Origin of the sequence: Microbacterium sp. A8/3-1 (assembly GCF_040267695.1) — a bacterium.
GTDB lineage: Bacteria > Actinomycetota > Actinomycetes > Actinomycetales > Microbacteriaceae > Microbacterium > Microbacterium luteolum.
The window spans coordinates 1,031,530-1,051,674 of the sequence record NZ_CP158357.1 but is presented as its reverse complement, the minus strand read 5'-3'; the positions used below and the strand labels follow the sequence as shown (position 1 = coordinate 1,051,674).

The window sequence follows — 20,145 nt, the reverse complement described above, 5'->3', positions numbered from 1 at the left end:
GTGAGAGCATGGCCAGGAGTTCCACGAAGACTGAGCGTGCGTCCACGAGCGCATCGTCGCGCCCCAAGCGGCAGACGGCTCCCAAGGCCCAGCCCACGCCCAAGAAGTACATCGACGAGCAGGACAGGCCGCCGGTCGCGGTCCGCGCCTGGACGGGACTGGCGCACGGCGTCGGAGGGCTGTTCCGCGCCTTCGGTCCGGAGAGCCTCGAGAAGGACGACCGTCGCGACGGATTCCCGTTCCTGCTCGTGTTGCTCGCGGTCGCCGGTGCGGTGAACGAGTGGTTCTTCATCGGCAACGACGTCGCCGCGAACATCAGCGCGTTCTCCGTCGGAGGACTGATCGGACGCGTCGCCTTCGTCATGCCGGTGCTGCTGCTCCTGCTCGCGGGCTGGCTGTTCCGGCATCCGTCCTCCGTGCACGACAACGGGCGCATCGGGATCGGCTTCGGGCTGTTCGTGCTGACTCTCGCTGGCATATGCCACGTCGCCGGATCCCGCCCGCAGCCCAAGGAGGGCATGCTCGCGCTCAGCGAATCGGGCGGCCTCTTCGGATGGATGCTCGGCCAGCCGCTGACCTATCTGACCGACATCCCCGCTTACATCGTGCTGGCGCTTCTCGCTGCACTGAGCGTCCTGATCCTCACCAAGACCCCGCCGAACCGCATCGGCGCGCGCCTCGGCGACCTCTACGCCTGGATGTTCGACGCGGAGCGCACCGAGAAGCCCGCGAAGGATGCGGCCGCGATCGACGAGGCCGACAAGGTCGACGATCCGGACGTGCTGCCGTGGTGGCGACGCAACAAGACCGGCCGTGAGGAGGACCCCGACGAGGGGACTCTCGGCTCCGATGACATCACGGCTCTGCTGAACACGGCGGAGCCGACCCCCGCCTACGACCAGGCCGTGGTGGTCGAGAATCCCTACGACGCCGCCACCGAAGTGCTGACCGATGTCCGCTCGGTCACCGACTCGCTCGCGGAGCAGCAGGCGACCGCGCTTCTCGACGACGAGTCCGACACGGGCGAGATGCCCGAGCTTCCGGGCCTCGACGGTTTCGGCACCGAAGGTCCGGGGGACCGAGGGCCTCAGGCCCCCGTGGCCCCGTACATCCTGCCGTCGCCCGGCCTGCTCGTAGAGGGGCCTGCGCCCGTCATGCGCTCCGAGGCGACCGACAAGGTCATCGAGCAGATCACCAGCGTGCTGACGCAGTTCAAGGTCGATGCGAAGGTGACGGGCTTCTCGCGGGGCCCGACGGTCACGCAGTACGAGGTCGAGGTCGGCCACGGCGTCAAGGTCGAGAAGATCCTGCAGCTCAGCAACAACTTCGCCTATGCCGTCGCATCGAACGATGTCCGCATCCTCTCGCCCATTCCGGGAAAGAGCGCCATCGGCATCGAGATCCCCAACGCCGACAAGGAGATGGTGGCGCTCGGAGACGTCCTGCGCTCTCCCGCCGCCCAGAAGAGCACGCACCCGATGACCATCGGCGTCGGCAAGGACGTCGGCGGCAACATCGTGATCGCCAACCTCGCGAAGATGCCGCACCTCCTCGTCGCCGGTTCGACCGGTTCCGGTAAGTCCAGCTTCGTGAACTCCATGATCACGAGCCTGCTGATGCGGGCGCGGCCCGCCGACGTGCGGATGGTCCTGATCGACCCGAAGCGCGTGGAGCTCACCAGCTACGCGGGCGTCCCGCACCTGATCACCCCCATCATCACGAACCCGAAGAAGGCGGCCGAGGCGCTGCAGTGGGTCGTGAAGGAGATGGACATGCGGTACGACGACCTCGCGTCGTTCGGCTACCGCCACATCGACGACTTCAACCGCGCCGTGCGCGCCGGGGAGGTCGAGCTGCCGGTCGGGAGCGAGCGCGTGCTCAAGCCGTACCCGTACCTCCTGGTCGTCGTCGACGAGCTGGCGGACCTCATGATGGTCGCCCCGCGCGACGTCGAGGACTCGATCGTGCGCATCACCCAGCTCGCCCGCGCCTCCGGCATCCACCTGGTCCTCGCCACGCAGCGACCCAGCGTCGACGTCGTGACCGGCCTGATCAAGGCGAACGTCCCGTCGCGCCTCGCCTTCGCCGTCACCAGCGTGACCGACAGCCGCGTGATCCTCGACAGCCCGGGAGCCGACAAGCTCATCGGTCAGGGCGACGCCCTGTTCTCGCCGATGGGCTCCTCGAAGCCGTTCCGTCTGCAGGGCGCCTGGGTCGATGAGAAGGAGATCGACGCGGTCGTCAAGCACGTCACCCGCCAGGCGCGCCCGGACTACCGTCCCGACGTGCAGGAGGCGCTCGAGCCGACCAAGAAGAAAGAGGTCGACGAAGACATCGGCGACGACCTCGAGCTGCTGCTCGCGGCCGCCGAGCTCATCGTGTCGTCCCAGTTCGGCTCGACGTCGATGCTGCAGCGCAAGCTGCGTGTCGGATTCGCGAAGGCCGGTCGTCTGATGGACCTGCTGGAGTCGCGCGAGATCGTCGGCCCGTCGGAGGGATCGAAGGCGCGCGACGTGCTCGCGACCGCCGAACAGCTTCCCCAGGTGATGGCCAAGCTCCGCGGCGAGGATGCTCCTGCCGCGCCGTCTGCACCCTCTGCGCCTTCCGTGACGTCGGCGGCCTCTGCTGCTCCCTCGCACGATCCGGTCGAGGCGCAGTTCAGCGGGTTGCCGGTCGTGGAGGCCGAGGGCGATGAAGACGCCTGGGGCCTGACGGGTCGCGACTGATGGCCATTCCACGGCAGTTGCCCAACGCGATCACGATCGCGCGCATCCCGCTCGCCGTCGTCTTCTTCATCCTGCTCCTGCTCGGCGGCACCTACGGGATTCCGGAGCCGACGCTGCGCTGGATCGCCGCGATCCTGTTCATCGTGGGCATCTCCACGGACTGGGTCGACGGCTATCTCGCCCGCAAGTACGACATCGTCAGCGATTTCGGCAAGCTGTGGGATCCGATCGCCGACAAGATGCTGACGGGTGCCGGATTCATCGGGCTCGCGATCCTCGGCGAGGTCGACTGGTGGATCGTCGTCATCATCCTGATCCGCGAGTGGGGAATCACCGTCCATCGGCTCATGGTGGCCAGCGAGCATGTGGTCGCCGCCGCCTGGATGGGCAAGATCAAGACCGCTTTCCAGGGCGTGGCTCTGGGCTGGGCGCTGCTTCCCCTCCATGTCGTCATCGGCCTCGGCCCCTGGACTCTCATCACCTTCCTGCTCATGATCATCGTGCTGGTGCTCACCGTGGCGAGCGGCATCGACTACATCGTCGCTCAGGTCAGAGGGTCGCGGCAGAAGTCGTGAGCGCTTCCCCGGTGGCCGAGGTGCTGTCCGCACTGGAGCGTCGCGGATGGACGCTGGGTGTGGCGGAGTCCCTCACCGGCGGAGCGCTCTGTGCGGAGCTGGTGTCGATACCCGGCGCATCCGCGGTCCTGCTCGGGGGAGTGGTCGCCTACGCGACCCCGGTCAAGCACACCGTCCTCGGCGTGGACTCGGGAACACTGGCCGAGCATGGGCCCGTGCATCCGGAGGTCGCACGGCAGATGGCGGAAGGGGTGCGACGTGTCGTCGGCGTCGGTGGGCGTGCGGCCGACGTCGGGATATCGACGACGGGGATCGCCGGCCCGGATTCACCGGACGGCCAACCGGTCGGGACCGTGCACATCGGAGTCGTCACGCCCTTCGCCACGCAGACGCGGGAGCTGCACCTCGATGGCGACCGCGCCGCGATCCGTGCGCATTCCGTCTCCGACGCGCTCGGATTCCTGCTCGAGATGCTGCAGGAATAGTGGCGCGCATTCTGCGGTTGTCTCCGATGTGCTCACATTGAAACCACAGAGTGCAGGGGTAGATTCTGTGCAAGCCAAGGGGACTAGACTGGCTGTCTCATCGAGGGGGAACTCGGTGAATATAACGGGGAGGAGGTTCCGATGATTCTTGTACGACAGGAAATCGGCGATGTGCTGAGGGACTTCCGCCTGCAGAAGGGGCGCACCCTCCGGCAGGTCGCAAGCAAGGCTTCTGTCGCGCTCGGATACCTCAGTGAGGTCGAGCGGGGTCAGAAAGAGGCGTCGAGCGAGATCCTCGCCTCCGTCGCCGATGCGCTCGACGTACCCATCTCGACGATCATGCGCGAGGTCGGCGATCGCATCTCCGTGCTCGAGGGCATCCAGGTGTTCCCGGATGTCGTCCCCGATGACCTCGTGGCGTCGATCGAGCCCGAGCTCTCCCTGCACTGACCGTCTGCCGGCCCGGAGACAGGATGCGTCGTAGCGAGTTCCTTCGTGCCGTCGAGACGGAGTTCCAGGCCCGTGCCTCGTCGTTGGTGAACGATCTCGTTCTCGGTGCGCTCGGCAACCGGACCGCCGTCGAGGCTCTCGCCGACGGTGCACCGCCCCGCGACATCTGGCTCGCGCTCTGCGCGGAGATGGACGTGCCGGAGAACCGGCGACACGGCGTCGGCCGTCAGGAACCTCGGCGTCGCTGACGTCTCGCGTCACGTTCGAGTCGTGCGGTATCCGACACGCCGATCGCGGCGTGTCGTCGAAGATCTGTTCGAAGCGGGCGTAGTCTTCTGCACAAGTGGTCTCTGAGTTTCGTTCCACACGGTTCCCGGATACTCCGACGCAATGTCGGAGGCTCCTTCTACGGTGAGGAACAGGCCCAGAGCCATACGCCTTGTCGGAGAGCTACTCCCAGTCGGGAGTGCCGCGGCAGCCTACAGGCGGCACCACGCGAACAGAAGGAGCAGACCATGCCATCACCCGCCGACCGCGAGAAGTCCCTCGAGACAGCACTCGCCCAGATCGACCGCCAGTTCGGCAAGGGCTCGGTCATGCGCCTGGGAAGCGATGATCGCGCCCCTGTGGCCGTCATCCCGACCGGCTCCATCGCCCTCGACGTCGCTCTCGGCGTCGGAGGTCTTCCGCGTGGTCGCATCGTAGAGATCTACGGACCGGAGTCCTCCGGTAAGACGACGCTGACCCTCCACGCGATCGCGAACGCGCAGCGTGCCGGCGGCATCGCCGCATTCATCGATGCCGAGCACGCGCTCGACCCCGACTACGCGGCCAAGCTCGGCGTCGACATCGATGCGCTCCTCGTCTCGCAGCCCGACACGGGTGAGCAGGCACTCGAGATCGCCGACATGCTCGTGCGCTCCGGTGCGATCGACCTCATCGTCATCGACTCGGTGGCGGCTCTCGTGCCCCGTGCCGAGATCGAGGGCGAGATGGGCGACTCGCACGTGGGTCTGCAGGCGCGACTGATGTCGCAGGCTCTGCGAAAGCTCACCGGTGGTCTCAATCAGACGAACACCACGATGATCTTCATCAACCAGCTGCGCGAGAAGATCGGTGTCTTCTTCGGCTCTCCCGAGACCACGGCCGGCGGTAAGGCCCTGAAGTTCTACGCATCGGTGCGACTCGACATCCGCCGAATCGAAACGCTGAAGGACGGCACGGATGCGGTCGGTAACCGCACCAGGGTCAAGGTCGTCAAGAACAAGATGGCGCCGCCCTTCAAGCAGGCAGAGTTCGACATCCTCTACGGTGTCGGCATCTCGCGCGAAGGCAGCCTGATCGACTTCGGCGTCGAGCACGGGATCGTGAAGAAGTCGGGCTCCTGGTACACCTACGACGGTGACCAGCTGGGCCAGGGCAAGGAGAACGCCCGCACCTTCCTGCTCAACAACCCCGACGTCGCTCTGGCGATCGAGACGCAGATCAAGCAGAAGCTCGGCATCGGCGGGCACGTCGCACCCGAGGCTCCCGTGGCTGCTGACGAGCTCGCCGAGCGTCGTCCGGCCTGATGAGTGACACACGTGGGGGCGATTCCGAGCGGATCGCCCCCATCATCCCTCTCTTCGGCAAGAAGACCGCCGGCTCCGAGAACGCGCCTGCGTCGAAGTCGTCGTCTGCGGCTGATGCAGGCACAGCTGAAGCGGTCGTGCCACGCCGTACCGGCGATTCCGGACTGTGGCGTTCGACGTGGGACGGTCCGTCTGAGCCGACGCCCATCGGCGACGCGCGAGAGATCGGCACGCCGAGTGACCGCCACCCGGCGCGAGGGGCAGCGGCGGCGAAGGCTGCAGGACCGGAGAAGTCGCCGGCGGAGAAGTCGCCGGCGGAGAAATCTGCACCGAAGCTTCGCGCCCTGCGCGATCTTCAGGCCGCACTGGACGACGACGGCTCGGAGCCCGTGCAGTCACCTGACGAGATCCGCGCCACCGCCGAGGAATCGCTGCTCCGTAAACTTCGAGCCAAGTCGCTCTCCATCTCTGAGGCCCGGCTGGTTCTCCGCGGACACGGCCTCGAAGCAGGTCAGATCGACGATGTGATCGACGACTTCACCCGGCGACGATATCTTGACGATGCCGTCCTCGCCGGTCTGCTCGTCACGTCCGGAGTCGAGCGGAAGGGGCAGGGGAGAGTCGCGCTGTCTCGGGCCCTGTCGCAGCGCGGTCTTCCGCGTGACGTGATCGACGCGGCCCTCGACGAACTGCCCGACGACGATTCCGAGCGCGCTCTCGAGTACGCCCGCAGCAAGGCCCGGTCGATGGCCAGACTCGACAACGACACGGCCGTGCGTCGCCTCGTCGGCCAGCTTTCGCGCCGCGGATACAACGGCGCGGTGGCGATGAACGCAGCGAAGACAGCGCTGCGCGAGGTCTCGTCCGGTGGCTCATCGTCGGGTGTCCGCTTCGTGGATTCAGACTGAGCCGCGTCGCTCCTCGGGCTGTGATCCGCTCGTACAATGGGAGGATCATGACTATCCCGCGCAGCGAACCGACGATCATCAGCGCGTCGTCGGCGGCCATCGATGTCGACGGCCGACAGCGTTCCTACGAAGTGCGCACCTTCGGGTGCCAGATGAACGTCCACGACTCGGAACGTCTGTCCGGTTCTCTGGAGAGCGCCGGATACGTCCGCGCGTCCGAGGGCAGCGAGGCCGACGTGGTGATCATCAACACGTGCGCGGTGCGCGACAATGCGGCCGGCAAGCTCTACGGCACGCTCGGGCATCTCGCCTCCGTGAAGCGCCGCAAGGACGGCATGCAGATCGCCGTGGGCGGCTGCCTCGCACAGATGGACAAGCAGGCCGTGCTCGACAAGGCGCCCTGGGTCGACGTCGTCTTCGGCACGCACAACATGGGCTCGCTGCCCGGTCTCCTCGAGCGTGCACGCCACAACGGCGACGCCGAGCTCGAGATCCTCGAGTCTCTCGAAGTCTTCCCGTCGACGCTGCCGACCAAGAGAGACTCGGCTCACAGTGGCTGGGTCTCGATCTCGGTCGGCTGCAACAACACCTGCACGTTCTGCATCGTGCCGAGCCTGCGCGGCAAGGAGAAGGACCGTCGTCCCGGTGACATCCTGAACGAGCTCCGACTGCTCGTCGACGACGGCGCGATCGAGGTCACGCTGCTCGGACAGAACGTGAACTCCTACGGCGTCGAGTTCGGCGACCGTCAGGCGTTCGGCAAGCTGCTGCGCGCAGCCGGCGAGATCGAGGGCCTCGAGCGCATCCGCTTCACGAGTCCGCACCCCGCCGCCTTCACCGACGATGTCATCGACGCCATGGCCGAGACGCCGAGCGTGATGCCGCAACTCCACATGCCGCTCCAGTCCGGAAGCGACCGCATCCTCAAGGCGATGCGGCGGTCGTACCGCAGTGAACGGTTCCTCGGCATCCTCGACCGCGTCCGCGAGCGCATCCCGCACGCCGCGATCACGACCGACATCATCGTCGGCTTCCCGGGTGAGACCGAGGAGGACTTCGAGGACACCATGCGCGTCGTCGAGCAGGCGCGTTTCTCGGGAGCCTTCACGTTCCAGTATTCGATCCGAGAGGGCACGCCCGCCGCGACGATGGAAGACCAGGTGCCGAAGGAGATCGTCCAGGCCCGGTACAACCGTCTGATCGCCCTCCAGGAGCGCATCTCCCTGGAGGAGAACCAGAAGCAGATCGGCCGCGAGATCCACGTGCTCGTCTCGACGGGCGAGGGCAAGAAGGATGCCGAGACGCACCGCCTCACCGGTCGCGGGGAGGACAACCGCCTCGTGCACTTCGAGGTGACCCCCGGCTCCGACCTGCCGCGACCCGGCGACGTCGTCACCGTGACCGTCACGCACGCGGCCCCCTTCCACCTGCTCGCCGACGACCCCACGGGTGCACCCTTGCGAATCCGGCGTACCCGCGGCGGAGACGCTTGGGACCGCGCGCAGTCCGAGTCCTGCGCCGTGCCGGCTCCGACCTCGGACGGCGGCCCCCGAGCCGTTTCCCTCGGTCTTCCCACTCTGCGCGTCGGCGTGTGACCGACGGCCCGCGACTCTGGGCCGTCGTCGGCGCGACCGGCACCGGCAAGAGCGACCTCGCTCTCGACCTCGCTGAGGCTCTGCGTTCGCAGGGCAACCCCGCGGAGATCGTGAACGCGGATGCCATGCAGCTTTATCGGGGCATGGACATCGGCACCGCCAAGCTTCCGGTCGCCGAGCGACGAGGTATCCCGCATCATCTCTTCGACGTCCGCGAGGTCGATCAGGAGGCCGCGGTCGCCTGGTACCAGCCGCAGGCGCGGACGGCGATCACGTCTATCCACGAGCGCGGGGGAGACGCGATCCTCGTCGGCGGCTCCGGTCTCTACGTCTCGAGCGTCGTCTACGAGTTCCACTTCCCCCCGCGCGACCCGGCGATCCGCGAGCGGCTGGAGCGGGAGCTGGAAGCGGATGGGCCGGACGTCCTCCTGGAGCGCCTGCGGGCACGGGATCCGGTGACCGCGGCGCGCATCGACCCCCGCAACGGTCGACGTGTCGTCCGCGCGTTGGAGGTCCTCGAGCAGGGCGGGGCCACGCACGGCGCTGCGCTCCCCGAGCACCCCACGCTCTGGCACCCGTGCACCCGCATCATCGGCCTGCAGGTCGATCGCGCGGCACTGGTCGAACGCCTCGATGCCCGTGTCGAGAGGATGTGGGCGACGGGGCTCGTCGATGAGGTCGCCGGTCTTCGCCGTCATGGCCTCGAGGGCGGCGTGACCGCGAGTCGCGCGATCGGCTACGCGCAGGCGCTCGGACAGCTCGACGGTCGACTGTCCGAAGCGGAGGCGATCGCCGAGACCCAGGCACTGACGAGACGCTACGCCCGACGCCAGGTCTCCTGGTTCAAGCGGTACCGCGAGGCCGAATGGCACGATGCGCCCGCGGACGTCCACAGGATCCTCGACGTCTGAAGGAGCGGATGTCGGACGTCGATGCCACTCTGTCGGAATGACGACACACTTCTTCACGGCGTCCAGCCTCGACGGGTTCATCGCCACATCCGAGCATTCGCTCGACTGGCTGCTGAAGCAGGACATCGACCCGGAGGGGCCGATGGCCTATCAGGGGTTCGAGAAGACGATCGGTGCGCTGGCGATGGGCGCCTCGACCTATGAATGGGTCATGCGACACGAGGAGGGCCGCTGGGGGTACACCCAGCCGGCGTGGGTGTTCACGCATCGGGACCTCGAGGTTCCCGATGGGGCCGACATCCGTCTGACCCGGGCCGACATCGCCGAGGTGCATGCCGAGATGGTCGAGGCCGCGGGCGACAAGGACCTCTGGGTCATCGGGGGAGGAGACCTCGCGGGGCAGTTCGCTGATGCCGGACTGCTCGACGAGGTGTGGGTGCAGTATGCGCCGGTCACGCTCGGTTCCGGAGCTCCGCTGCTGCCGCGTGAACTCGACCTCGAACTCCTCGACGTCGCCCGCAATCGCAGCTTCCTCTGCGGTCGGTATCGGGTGCTGCGCGCCTGAGCGGCGTGGACCGGGCCGCCCTCCCGCAATCCCTAGACTGGGCTCATGGTCGCATTCACCAAAGGACACGGCACGGGCAATGACTTCATCATCATCGCCGACCCCGACGGAGAGCTCGATCTGACGGTCGAGCAGGTCGCCGTGCTCTGCGATCGGCACTTCGGAATCGGCGCGGACGGAATCCTGCGCGTGGTGCGGTCCTCTGCGATCGCCGAGGGCGCCGCCGCACTCGCGGAAGAACCCGACGCCGAGTGGTTCATGGACTACCGCAATGCCGATGGATCGATCGCCGAGATGTGCGGCAACGGCATCCGTGTGTTCGCGCACTTCCTCGTGCGTGCGGGGCTCGCCACGATCGAACAGGGCTCGACCCTGCCCATCGGAACACGGGCCGGCGTGCGCGACGTGACGCGGAGCGCGACGGGATATCAGGTGGATCTCGGCCTGTGGAAGCTCTCCGGGGATGACCCCCTGGTGCGTGTGGACGGGCTGCCGGTCACGCGTCCCGGTCTCGGCATCGACGTCGGCAACCCCCACGTCGTCGTCGCCCTGGCCTCGGAGGCCGAACTCGCCGCGGCGGAACTGCACCGCCCGCCGGACCTCGAGCCTGCACTGTCGGCCGGTGCGAACATCGAGTTCGTGGTGCCGGGCGAGCCTCTGGTCCGCGATGGCATCGGTCACGTGCGCATGCGGGTCTTCGAACGCGGCGTCGGCGAGACCCTCAGCTGCGGCACCGGGATCGCCGCGACGGCACTCGCGGTGCGGTACTGGGCCGGCGAGCAGGCACCGAACAACTGGCAGGTCGAGGTGCCGGGCGGCACGCTGAGCGTGCGCATGTTCCCGGCGGAGGACGGCGAGCACGTCGGACTGGCCGGACCCGCCCAGCTGGTGTTCCAGGGCGAGGTAGACCTCGTCTGATCGTTCTCAGACGGCGGCCGCGTCAGGCGACGGCCGCCTCAGGCGACGGTGATGGGCTCGGTCGGCGGGCTGCCGTGCTTGCGCACCTTGAGGATGCGGTAGCCCTTGCCCGTCGCGGTGCGGAACACGCTGTAGCCGGGATGGAAGGTCGCGCCGATCCAGCGCTGCAGGGAGTCCGCACCGAGGTTGCGCTGCACCACGAGCCACGCGTCGCTGCGGTCGTCGAGCCGCGGGATCCAGCGTTCCAGCAGTCCGTGCAGCTCGTTCTTGCCGACGCGGATCGGGGGATTCGAGCGGATCGTGCGGAACGTGACGTCATCGGGAACATCGTCGGGCAGTGACGCGTTGACATTGGTGAGCCCGAGAGCCGCAGCATTGCGGCGGACGAGATCGAGGGCTCGCTCATTCACGTCCACGGCCCACACGGTCGCGTGCGGAGCGGCGAGGGCCATCGAGAGACTGATCGGTCCCCACCCGCTTCCGAGGTCCAGAAGATTGCCGCCCGGAGGTACCGGGGGCATGTTGGCGAGGAGCACGGCGGTTCCGGCATCCAGCCGATCCGGGCTGAAGACGCCACCTGCGGTGGTGACATCCAGCTCACGGCCTGCGAGCGACACACGGATCGCGCGCAGGTTCTCGGGGCTTGCCGGGGCCGCAGTGAAGTAGTGATCAGACCCCATACGGTGAGCGTACCGGACCACCCGGGCTAAGGTTAAGGCTCGCGACGAAAGCAGAGATCAGGAACGGATGACGGAGACCACGACCCACTCCACCGATGACGAGGCGCTCGACCGCGTGCTCGCGAACGCAGAGAAGCGCTCCGAGGTGCGCATCTTCGGCGCCGCGCAAGCGCTGCAGGACGATTCCACCGCTGCCCACTCCACGACCGACGGCAATCAGTGGGATCTCGAGGATCGCCACGCGCTGCGCCGCGTCGGCGGGCTCTCGACCGAACTCGAGGACGTCACCGAGGTCGAGTACCGGCAGCTGCGCCTGGAGAACGTCGTGCTCGTGGGCGTCTATCCGCAGGGTGCGCAGGAGGATGCCGAGAACTCGCTGCGGGAGCTCGCTGCTCTCGCCGAGACTGCCGGCGCCGTCGTGCTGGACGGTGTGCTTCAGCGTCGGCCGCATCCGGATGCCGCCACGTACCTCGGACGAGGCAAGGCGCAGGAGCTCAAGGACATCGTCGCGGCGGTCGGCGCAGACACGGTGATCGCCGACACCGAACTTGCACCCAGCCAGCGCCGTGCGCTGGAAGACGTCGTCAAGGTGAAGGTCATCGACCGTACGACCGTGATCCTCGACATCTTCAGTCAGCATGCCAAGAGCCGGGAGGGCAAGGCGCAGGTCGAGCTCGCGCAGCTCGAGTACCTGCTTCCGCGCCTGCGTGGCTGGGGTGACTCGATGAGCCGTCAGGCCGGCGGCCAGGTCGGCGCCGGCGGTGCCGGTATGGGTTCCCGTGGTCCCGGTGAGACGAAGATCGAGCTCGACCGTCGCCGCATCCGCACCAAGATGGCGCTGCTGCGCAAGCAGATCCGCGACTTCGGCCCGGCCCGCGAGGCCAAGCGTGCCGAGCGCAAGCGCAACACGATCCCCTCCGTGGCCATCGCCGGTTACACCAACGCCGGGAAGTCCAGCCTCCTCAACGCGCTCACGAGCGCCGGGGTCCTGGTCGAGAACGCGCTGTTCGCGACCCTCGACGCCACGGTGCGTCGCTCGGAGACCGAGGACGGGCGCGTCTACACGATCACCGACACCGTGGGCTTCGTCCGCAACCTTCCGCACCAGCTGGTCGAAGCGTTCCGATCGACGCTGGAAGAAGTCGGTCAGGCCGACGTCGTGCTGCACGTCGTCGACGGATCGCACCCCGATCCCGCCGGCCAGCTGCAGACCGTGCGCGACGTGATGGGTGATGTCGGCGTGCGTGATCTGCCGGAGATCGTGGTCTTCAACAAGGCCGACCTCATCGGCGAGGACGAGCGTCTGGTGCTCCGCGGCCTGCAGCCGCACGCGCACTTCGTCTCGTCACGCTCCGGCGAGGGCATCGCCGAGCTCCGCGCCGCCATCGAGGAAGCGCTGCCGAAGCCGGCCGTCGAGGTTCACGCGGTCGTCCCGTACGACCGCGGAGACCTGATCGCAGCGATCCACGAGACGGGGATGCTGTTGTCGGTCGATCACCAGGAGGACGGGACAGCTGTGCACGCACGCGTCTCCGAGCGCCTCGCTGCGGAGCTGGAGCCCTTCACGCGTCGAGGCTGACCTCCGTCACCTGGCGAGGAAGCGCGCCTCGACCGTGGCGGAGATCACGATGTCCTCCGGCTCGTACTCCATCGCGGGAGCCGAGTCCGCGGCGAACGCCGCTCCGCGCACCTTCATCATCGGCGCGGGTGCAGCGGGCTGACCGCTCGAGATCAGACCGACGTCGGCGATCTCGAGGGGAGTGACGCCCTCGAGTCCGAGCGCGTGAGCGTAGGTCTCGGCGCGGGTGACCGCGACGCCGACGGCCTGCGCTGCGACCTCGCGCTCGATCCGCGCGGTGGTCTCGGGTGTGAGGTGCCAGTTCACCCAGCCGACCTCGACGCCGTCCCACGGCGAGATGTCCGACACCCAGATGGAGAGCTCGGACGCCTCGACGACGGTCGCGGTGAAGTCGATGCTGGCGTAGTACACCGGTGCGAGACGCTTGCCCTCGTTGTTCCACGGGCGCTCCGCGCGCACGGACAGCCGCTTGCTCGTCCAGTCGACGACGCTGCCGGCATCCGCTCGTTCCGTGATGCTCCCGCGCACGGGCTCGGCGAGACGCATGACCTGCTCGACGACGGTGGTGCGCTCGGGCCCTTCGGCTCGCACGCTGACGCGGATGGTGGCGCGCTCCGGCGCGACGCGCGCCTCGTGCTCGCCGCGGACGGTGACCGTGACTTCGCTCATGGGGCGACTCTACGCCAGCCGGTCGAATGTCTCCGGAATGGCGAAGCACCCCCGGACGTTGTACTCTGAGATGCTCGGGTGTTCCTCACCCGGGGTGACAATTCCACAGTGCGACAGCGGCTCCTTCGAGAGAAGGACCACGGGGCTGATCGGTTTCGACAGCGCCTGTGTATCCACGAGAAGCGGGCCGAGGATGCAGAGTTATCTCGTAAACGCTCTCTGCAAAAAAATAGTTGCCGAAACCAAGCGCAACGACTTCGCCCTCGCTGCATAAGCGAGCCCGATAGTCCGTCAGACCGTGTGTGATTCCGACACGGACCCTGGCGTCATTTAGGAATCTTGCTGTGTGACGGCGTCTGGACGTCACGCGGGACTCTTCCCAGGCTGGGCTCGTCGACTTAGGTGTCTGTGACAAAGGTCGGAGCCGAGCAGAACGTCTTCACAGACTGCGCCCGGAGAAGGCGTGGATTAGCAGCGTTGGACGGGGGTTCGATTCCCCCCAGCTCCACCAAGCCGTTGTCGCGGAGAAGAGGCCCGTCGCCCTGGAAACAGGAGGCGGGCCTTTTCGCGTCCCGATTGTCGTCACCCTCATTCGGAGAGGTCGAGAGCCCATTCGTTGACCGTGAGCGTCGCGTCGCGGAATGTCTCGGTGGTCGAGGCCGTCAGGCGGAAGCCCGCACGACGGCAGACGGCATTCGACGCCGGGTTGTCGACCGAAGGGAAGGCGACGAGGTGTCGACGAGCTTCGGGCTGACGACGCGCGTCATCGATCAGGAGTGCGAGGGCGCGTGCGGCGACGCCCTGGCCCTGCGCCTCCGGAACGACGAACCAGCCGGTCTCCCAGGCATCCTCGTCGTGCCAGCGCACCTTCCAGTAGCCGATCGAACCGACCGCCGTGTCACCGACGAGGATCGCGAACATGTGGGCTTCGCCGGTCTCCGCGTATCGCAGGTAGCGAGCGTGGCGGTCTGCCACTTGGTCGTCCGTCTCCGGTCCGTTGAGATGCGAGGTCATCTCGGGGGTGTTCGCTCGATGGAGGAGCGGGAGGTCGTCGTCCCGCCAGGGGCGCAGCGTGAGGGGTTCCATGTCGTCAGTCCGTCCACGTGACGAGGAGGAGGCCCTGCTTGGTATCGGACAGCGTGACCCAGCCGTCGCCGAACAGGTAGGTCATGCCGTACCCGTCTTCGTCCGTGCCCATCGAGTACTCCGGGTTCTCGGTGAAGTACACGCCCTGCGGGCCGTCCTCGCGTCTCCAGCCATCGGAGATCAGTGATTCCTGCGCCTGAGCCGCCTGGTCTGCGGTGATCGGCGACCAGCCGTAGAGCTGTCCGTGGTCGGAGCCGATCGAGTAGTCGGCCCAGAAGCACACCATGCCGGAGGCGAGCGCGAGGTCGCCGATCACGAACTCCTTCGGCTGCGCGGTCCAACCGGCCGCTGTGAGGGCCTCCACGGTGCCGGCCGAGATCATCGTCTCGCAGGAGAGCTCCGCGGCGGGATCCGTCGGATCGGGGGAGCCCGCTGGATCGCCGCTCGCATCGGGAGCCGCGGAGGTCGACGACGGGGCCGCAGGCGACTCGGACGGTGCCGCACACGCCGCGAGCGCACCGAGGGCCAGAAGCCCACCGGCAGCGGCGGAGATGATGCGGCGGTACATGGCGAGCCTCGCAGTCCGATCAGTCGTGCAGCAGCGTCAGGAAGGCCTCGTGAAGGATGCCGTTGGTGGCGAGCACCGAGCGGGCGGAGAGCGTCTCCTCGCCGTCGAACGATGTCATGCGGCCACCCGCTTCGCGGACGATCGGGACCGCGGCCGCGATGTCGTACTCCTTGACGTCGAACTCCGCGACCATGTCGATGCGTCCCTCGGCCAGAAGCATGTAGGCGTAGACGTCTCCGTACGCACGGTCGCGCCAGACGCGATCCGCCAGGGTGAGCAGCGCATCGAGGTGACCTGCGTCCGACCACTGCGCGATGCTCTGGAAGCTGACGCTGGCATCATCGAGCGATGCCACCGAGGATGCCTGGAGTCGTCGGGGACCCTCGGCGGTCGATGTCCATGCACCGCCGCCCGCGGACGCCCACCAGCGTCGCCCGAACGCCGGCATGCTGACGACCCCGACCTGGGGGACTCCGTCGACCGCGAGCGCGATCATCGTGCCCCACAGCGGGACTCCACGGAGGAAGTTCGCCGTCCCGTCGATCGGGTCGATGATCCACTGGCGCTGTGTGCTGCCCTGCGCGCCGTACTCCTCGCCGAAGATGCCGTCGTCGGGGCGCTCGGCTTCGAGGATGCTGCGGATCGCGCGCTCGGTCGCGAGGTCGGCGTCGGTCACATGCGAGTTGTCGGCCTTCGTCGAGATCTCGAGGTCGGCGGAGTCGAAACGCGGGAGCGACTGGGCGTCGGCGGCGTCCGCGAGGCGGAGGGCGAGTTCGAGATCTCGAGCGAGGGAGTCAGCGCTGGGGGAGGCGGTCACGGTCCCAGAATAGTCGTTCGCGCGAGGCGGCCAGAGAGACGTTCCGCCAGGTTTCGGGGCCCGCCCGGGGTCGGCCACGCCCGGGCCGGCCTCGATTTCGCATGGGGCCGATCGGCTGGTAATGTAATTCCTCGGTCGGGGTCATCCCAGACCACGCACCTCTAGCTCAATCGGCAGAGCAACTGACTCTTAATCAGTGGGTTCTCGGTTCAAGTCCGAGGGGGTGCACGGATTAGCCCTTGTAGATCTCGCCATCTACCGGGGCTTTTCTGCTTCTCGGGGCACTATGTGCGATGGTATCGTCACGGCCCCCAGTCAGGATCTGGTCAGGATGCGCCCCGACTGGTCAGGATTCGTCCTGACTCTTCCGAGTCTTTCGAAGGGCTCGGTCTCGGGCCTTCGTCATCTTCTCCGTGACCTCGTCCATGCGGTCCGGGAACAGCTTGGCGTAGGTGTTCAACGTCTCCTTGGCGTCCGCGTGACCCAGCATCTTCTGCACCATGAGCACGTCGGCCCCGGCTGCGATGGCGAGCGATGCTGCGGTGTGTCGCAGTCCCTTCGGGGTGAGCCCCACGGGGGTGTTCGCCGCCTCGGTCGCCTTCCTCCACTGCCGATTGCGCCAGTTCGCCGTGCTCTCGTGGTTGCCCTCTCTGTTGACGAACAACGGGGCCGTCTTGGGGCGTTTGCCGATCTGCGCGCGAAGGTCATCCACGAGGTGCGGGGGGATGGGTACCTCGCGGATGCCCGCGCGGGTCTTGGGCGTCGTGCCGATGATGGGAGCGCGCTTGCCGTTGACCGTGAATGTCTTCGTGATCGAGATTCGACGTCGGGCGAGATCCACGTCTCCGACGTCGAGCGCGAACGCCTCACCGGGGCGCAAGCCGATGTTGCCCATGATGCCGATGAGGAGGGCGTCCTGAGCGGTTGCGATGGTCCGCATCGATTCGATCAGCTTCTCCAATTGGATGTAGCTCAGGAAGATCACCGGCTCCGTCTCGATGCGCGGAGTCTCTACTCCCGACGCCGGATTGCGCCTGATCCAGCCCTCCTGGACGGCGAACCTCAGCCCAGCGATGAACGGCACTAGAACGGCATCAATAGTCGCGGGCTTCAAGGGCCTCTGTGGGCCTCTCACGCCCTCTCTGCGGGGCGCTGAGCCGTCTTGGAGGGCAGAGACCCACGTATCGACGTCCGTGCGTTTGACGGCGCTCAGGCGAGTGCTTCCCCATCGAGGTAGGACGTAGTTCTCGATGCGGTCGCGGTAGGTGCTGCGGCTCGCCTCGCCGGGATTCTTCTTCGAGTTCATCCAGGCTTCGACGGCGTCGGCCACGGTCATCGCGGCGACCTCGGGGGAGGTGTAGCTGTTCTCCCTCAGAGAGTTCTCCATGAACGTCTGGTGGGCCTCGGCGTCCGGCTTCTTCTTGAAGCTCTGGGACCGCTCGTGCTGCGTGTCGGGGTCGATCCACACGACGCGCCATCGAAGGCCGGTGCCGTAGCTCGGCTTCCGTTCGCCCCTCCGCTTCCCGCTGGAGTAGAGCCAAGTGTCAGCGATCCAAACTTTCGTGCTCATCCTTGCTCTTTCACTCCTCTTGGGCGTACCACATTCATGACGAACAATAACGGGGGCTCCCGACTGCTCACGCCTCGCGAGGTCTCCAGCTACCTGGGGCGCTCGGTTCCTGCACTCGCCCAGCTCCGATACCGGGGCACTGGGCCGCGCTTCATCCACGCAGGCGGGCGCATCAGATACCGACAGGCCGACGTGGATGCTTGGCTGCGAGCTGGCGAACGCGATGCGACCTAACCTGTACGGCAAGGAGTTGAGCTGATGGCTACGGAGCGGATTCCTGATTTCGATGAGCTGCTGACCGACCCTGACGTCGAGCCCCGTCCGGAGCAACGGATGCACGCCCGGATGCGTTTGCTCTGGCGTGAGGCAGAAGCGGCTGCACTGATCGACATCGAGTACGTGATCGAGATCGCCGCTGCGGCCAGTGCAGCGGCCCGCGGTGAGGCACCGCCGACTCCCGCTGGTCTTCGGGCGCGACGGGCGGAGAACTACAGCCGTGGCCAGCGTGCTAGGCGTGCACGGGAGGCGCAAAGCGGCACAGATGCACCGTGACAGGCTGCGCGGACTTGGAACGTTCAGGGCGGCTCCTGCACCTCCACGGCGTTGCCCCACACCCAGCATCGGAACGTCTGCCCCTCAGCCCGAAACTCGATTCCCGCGGCGAGGGGCGTCGAGCGCATCAGCTTGGCGTCCACTCGGACCGCCTCAGCTCCGAATCTGACCCAGGCCCGCACTCGGCGCTGGAGCGCGTGGGGGTACACCGTGACCGGATGCTCGCGGAGGGCTAATTCTCGATCCGACAATGACTGGAGAGGACCATGCTTCGATGCTGCGGTGACCGCGGCACGCTGCGTGCGTACGTCGTTGGACGCTTTCAGTCGGTCGCTCGCTCCCATCGTCCGCCCCTTTCCGCGGCAGGTTCGAGGGTAGCAAGATTCGAACATCTGTTCTATGGTCGAACTCATGAGCACGCCGACCGTGGACCACACCGCAACCGTATGGATGGCGAACGACATCCCCGTTCGAATGGTCTACGCGGGCCGACGCTGGCGAATCACGGACACCCCGACGCGGCTGCGTCACTCGTCGTGGTCAGTGCCTCTGGATGGCGCTCATCACGGCCTCTACGGCTGGCGATTCCAAGGCACTGACGACGACGGGGTCACCTTCGTCTTCGACGTCTACAAGGCTGAGGACGGCTGGCACGTCCACCGCACCTACGAGTAATCGCCCCGTGACTTTTACTTCCAAGGATCACCCTCCGGCCACGATTCGGGGAGCCCGAGAAGAGTCCGGACATCCTGCCCCGCGCGCTTCGCCACCGTCTCGCCGTCCCACGCTCTCACCGTCCCAGGGAAGAGCGATTCCGGGGGAAGAGGATGCAGCGGGTCAGGGTGGAGCCAGAGCGTCACACGCGCCCTGGTCGGGTCATGGAACGACAACTGGTCAACGACCAGCACTCCCGATACGCGCCGGTTTCGCCATCCTGCTGGAGAGCCGAAGTAGCCGTCGTGCTTCCGGATTCCTCGCGTCGCCAACCTTCCGTCAGGCCCTGGTTCATCGATTACCCATGCGGTGGACCCATACAAGGCATTGTGGACATCTTCATCGTCCTCATCGAACGTGTACATCCCAACCGCGATGACGAACGGCGCGTCAAGATCGCCATATCTGCTTGCCTTCGATTTGAGGGCGGTGCGGAGCTTCTGTCCGTCATCGATGAATTCGGCCTCGCGATGGGCGTAGATGCCGATGGAGCGCGTCCTCTGGCCACGACTACTCGCCCGCCGGGGCATGGCCTCGATTGTCACGCTCCAATCGCCGCGAATCAGAGTGAGAGTCGGCAGATCGGCTATGTCTACTTGGTCCGGGTCGAGTGTGGCGAGCCAGTTCCGAATCTGCTGCCGAAAGTCCGCGCCCGGCGCACTGTGCAGGCTCTGCTGGATGTCCACTGTCACGAGCAGGAAGTTGGGGTCCCCAACTTGGTCGAGCGCGGCGAGAAGGTCAGCCTCGCGCGACGCCCGTGCCTGTTGGGCCATGGAAGTGCCGGGCACAATCGCCTCGACATAGAAAGCGCCTGCATCGCCCTGCGCCAAGAAATCGGGCCGATGCGATGAGCGAGGCACTTCTGGATGGATGAGCACTCGATACCCCGCGCCAAGCAACGACTGATGAAGAAAGAGTTCCAGAAAGGCGCTACGGGCTTGTGCGTCTCCCGACCGAAGAGCGGCGCGCACATCCGCGTAGTTCGGCTCACCGACGTTATCTGCCCAGGCCTGTTGCAGTTCCCGGGTCTGCTCCCAGTACGGCCCCGCCACACGGTTGAAGAAATCGAAGGTGCTCTCTCCGTTTCGCTGCGGGTCGTAATCTGTCCTGTCGCGGTCGTCATAAATCGCTGGGCGAGTCACGCACTCAGCTTGTCGGTGCCCTATTCTCGTGCTGTCCAGGCTCGCCGTGGTAGGCCGCGCCCGG

At 66.8% G+C, this 20,145-nt stretch carries 22 protein-coding genes, 1 tRNA gene and 1 other RNA gene; 17 read left to right on the top strand and 7 right to left on the bottom strand.

What is annotated here, in order from left to right:
* Positions 1 to 8 precede the first annotated feature (8 nt).
* The 11 genes from ABS642_RS05320 (at position 9) to dapF (ending at position 10,704) form a co-directional block, all read left to right on the top strand.
* Positions 9 to 2,726, top strand: coding sequence for a DNA translocase FtsK (locus tag ABS642_RS05320; RefSeq protein ID WP_282217374.1), 2,718 nt, complete (start codon positions 9 to 11; stop codon positions 2,724 to 2,726).
* On the top strand, positions 2,726 to 3,301 hold the full coding sequence (pgsA, locus tag ABS642_RS05315; protein WP_282217373.1) for a CDP-diacylglycerol--glycerol-3-phosphate 3-phosphatidyltransferase: 576 nt from the start codon (positions 2,726 to 2,728) through the stop codon (positions 3,299 to 3,301). The genes ABS642_RS05320 and pgsA overlap by 1 nt, the downstream gene beginning before the upstream one ends.
* Positions 3,298 to 3,786: a nicotinamide-nucleotide amidohydrolase family protein gene (locus ABS642_RS05310; protein WP_350352517.1), complete on the top strand. Its 489-nt coding sequence runs from the start codon at positions 3,298 to 3,300 to the stop codon at positions 3,784 to 3,786. Before pgsA ends, ABS642_RS05310 begins: the two co-directional genes overlap by 4 nt.
* Before the next feature lie 141 nt (positions 3,787 to 3,927).
* The gene (locus tag ABS642_RS05305; protein ID WP_060925763.1) at positions 3,928 to 4,236 is read left to right on the top strand and encodes a helix-turn-helix transcriptional regulator; all 309 of its coding nucleotides are present in this window, start codon (positions 3,928 to 3,930) and stop codon (positions 4,234 to 4,236) included.
* 23 nt (positions 4,237 to 4,259) lie between these two features.
* Complete coding sequence (locus ABS642_RS05300) at positions 4,260 to 4,484, top strand: DUF3046 domain-containing protein (RefSeq protein ID WP_116635169.1); 225 nt, start codon at positions 4,260 to 4,262, stop codon at positions 4,482 to 4,484.
* A 267-nt stretch (positions 4,485 to 4,751) separates the two neighbouring features.
* Positions 4,752 to 5,807: a recombinase RecA gene (gene recA / locus ABS642_RS05295; protein WP_282217370.1), complete on the top strand. Its 1,056-nt coding sequence runs from the start codon at positions 4,752 to 4,754 to the stop codon at positions 5,805 to 5,807.
* On the top strand, positions 5,807 to 6,715 hold the full coding sequence (locus ABS642_RS05290) for a regulatory protein RecX (RefSeq protein WP_350352516.1): 909 nt from the start codon (positions 5,807 to 5,809) through the stop codon (positions 6,713 to 6,715). The genes recA and ABS642_RS05290 overlap by 1 nt, the downstream gene beginning before the upstream one ends.
* A 47-nt stretch (positions 6,716 to 6,762) precedes the next feature.
* On the top strand, positions 6,763 to 8,310 hold the full coding sequence (miaB, locus tag ABS642_RS05285; RefSeq protein ID WP_350352515.1) for a tRNA (N6-isopentenyl adenosine(37)-C2)-methylthiotransferase MiaB: 1,548 nt from the start codon (positions 6,763 to 6,765) through the stop codon (positions 8,308 to 8,310).
* Complete coding sequence (gene miaA, locus ABS642_RS05280; RefSeq protein WP_350352514.1) at positions 8,307 to 9,221, top strand: tRNA (adenosine(37)-N6)-dimethylallyltransferase MiaA; 915 nt, start codon at positions 8,307 to 8,309, stop codon at positions 9,219 to 9,221. The genes miaB and miaA overlap by 4 nt, the downstream gene beginning before the upstream one ends.
* Positions 9,222 to 9,258: 37 nt before the next feature.
* Positions 9,259 to 9,786, top strand: coding sequence for a dihydrofolate reductase family protein (locus ABS642_RS05275; protein ID WP_282217366.1), 528 nt, complete (start codon positions 9,259 to 9,261; stop codon positions 9,784 to 9,786).
* Between the two features lie 45 nt (positions 9,787 to 9,831).
* Entirely contained in the window at positions 9,832 to 10,704 is an 873-nt protein-coding gene (gene dapF, locus ABS642_RS05270; RefSeq protein ID WP_350352513.1) for a diaminopimelate epimerase, read from the top strand.
* 38 nt (positions 10,705 to 10,742) lie between these two features.
* Here the strand turns inward: dapF and ABS642_RS05265 are convergent, their stop codons facing one another.
* The gene (locus ABS642_RS05265) at positions 10,743 to 11,384 is read right to left on the bottom strand and encodes a methyltransferase (protein ID WP_282217364.1); all 642 of its coding nucleotides are present in this window, start codon (positions 11,382 to 11,384) and stop codon (positions 10,743 to 10,745) included.
* A 67-nt stretch (positions 11,385 to 11,451) separates the two neighbouring features.
* Between ABS642_RS05265 and hflX the strand changes: the two genes are divergently transcribed.
* On the top strand, positions 11,452 to 12,963 hold the full coding sequence (gene hflX, locus ABS642_RS05260; protein ID WP_282217363.1) for a GTPase HflX: 1,512 nt from the start codon (positions 11,452 to 11,454) through the stop codon (positions 12,961 to 12,963).
* A gap of 6 nt (positions 12,964 to 12,969) precedes the next feature.
* Here the strand turns inward: hflX and ABS642_RS05255 are convergent, their stop codons facing one another.
* Positions 12,970 to 13,632 carry an SIMPL domain-containing protein gene (locus tag ABS642_RS05255; protein ID WP_350352512.1) on the bottom strand — a complete coding sequence of 221 codons (663 nt, stop codon included), beginning with the start codon at positions 13,630 to 13,632 and terminating at the stop codon, positions 12,970 to 12,972.
* A 141-nt stretch (positions 13,633 to 13,773) separates the two neighbouring features.
* On the opposite strand from ABS642_RS05255, the gene ssrA reads away from it, so the two are divergent.
* Positions 13,774 to 14,143, top strand: a transfer-messenger RNA (tmRNA) gene (gene ssrA / locus ABS642_RS05250).
* A 77-nt stretch (positions 14,144 to 14,220) separates the two neighbouring features.
* On the opposite strand, the gene ABS642_RS05245 is transcribed toward ssrA, so the two are convergent.
* From ABS642_RS05245 to hisN, 3 genes are read right to left on the bottom strand one after another with little or no spacing between them, the layout of a single operon-like run.
* The gene (locus tag ABS642_RS05245) at positions 14,221 to 14,718 is read right to left on the bottom strand and encodes a GNAT family N-acetyltransferase (RefSeq protein ID WP_350352511.1); all 498 of its coding nucleotides are present in this window, start codon (positions 14,716 to 14,718) and stop codon (positions 14,221 to 14,223) included.
* Positions 14,719 to 14,722: 4 nt separating this feature from the next.
* Positions 14,723 to 15,286, bottom strand: coding sequence for a hypothetical protein (locus tag ABS642_RS05240; RefSeq protein WP_350352510.1), 564 nt, complete (start codon positions 15,284 to 15,286; stop codon positions 14,723 to 14,725).
* Positions 15,287 to 15,305: 19 nt separating this feature from the next.
* The gene (hisN, locus tag ABS642_RS05235) at positions 15,306 to 16,103 is read right to left on the bottom strand and encodes a histidinol-phosphatase (RefSeq protein ID WP_350352509.1); all 798 of its coding nucleotides are present in this window, start codon (positions 16,101 to 16,103) and stop codon (positions 15,306 to 15,308) included.
* A gap of 155 nt (positions 16,104 to 16,258) precedes the next feature.
* Between hisN and ABS642_RS05230 the strand changes: the two genes are divergently transcribed.
* A tRNA-Lys gene (locus ABS642_RS05230) sits at positions 16,259 to 16,331 on the top strand.
* A 118-nt stretch (positions 16,332 to 16,449) separates the two neighbouring features.
* Here the strand turns inward: ABS642_RS05230 and ABS642_RS05225 are convergent.
* Positions 16,450 to 17,571 (bottom strand): site-specific integrase, encoded by a 1,122-nt coding sequence (locus ABS642_RS05225; RefSeq protein WP_350352508.1) that lies wholly within the window; start codon positions 17,569 to 17,571, stop codon positions 16,450 to 16,452.
* A 138-nt stretch (positions 17,572 to 17,709) separates the two neighbouring features.
* Between ABS642_RS05225 and ABS642_RS05220 the strand changes: the two genes are divergently transcribed.
* The 3 genes from ABS642_RS05220 (at position 17,710) to ABS642_RS05210 (ending at position 18,900) form a co-directional block, all read left to right on the top strand.
* The gene (locus ABS642_RS05220) at positions 17,710 to 17,907 is read left to right on the top strand and encodes a helix-turn-helix domain-containing protein (RefSeq protein ID WP_350352507.1); all 198 of its coding nucleotides are present in this window, start codon (positions 17,710 to 17,712) and stop codon (positions 17,905 to 17,907) included.
* Between the two features lie 24 nt (positions 17,908 to 17,931).
* Entirely contained in the window at positions 17,932 to 18,225 is a 294-nt protein-coding gene (locus tag ABS642_RS05215; protein WP_350352506.1) for a hypothetical protein, read from the top strand.
* A 411-nt stretch (positions 18,226 to 18,636) separates the two neighbouring features.
* Positions 18,637 to 18,900: a hypothetical protein gene (locus ABS642_RS05210; RefSeq protein WP_350352505.1), complete on the top strand. Its 264-nt coding sequence runs from the start codon at positions 18,637 to 18,639 to the stop codon at positions 18,898 to 18,900.
* A 14-nt stretch (positions 18,901 to 18,914) separates the two neighbouring features.
* Here ABS642_RS05210 and ABS642_RS05205 read toward each other — a convergent pair whose 3' ends face one another.
* Complete coding sequence (locus ABS642_RS05205) at positions 18,915 to 20,081, bottom strand: hypothetical protein (RefSeq protein ID WP_350352504.1); 1,167 nt, start codon at positions 20,079 to 20,081, stop codon at positions 18,915 to 18,917.
* Between the last annotated feature and the right edge of the window lie 64 nt (positions 20,082 to 20,145).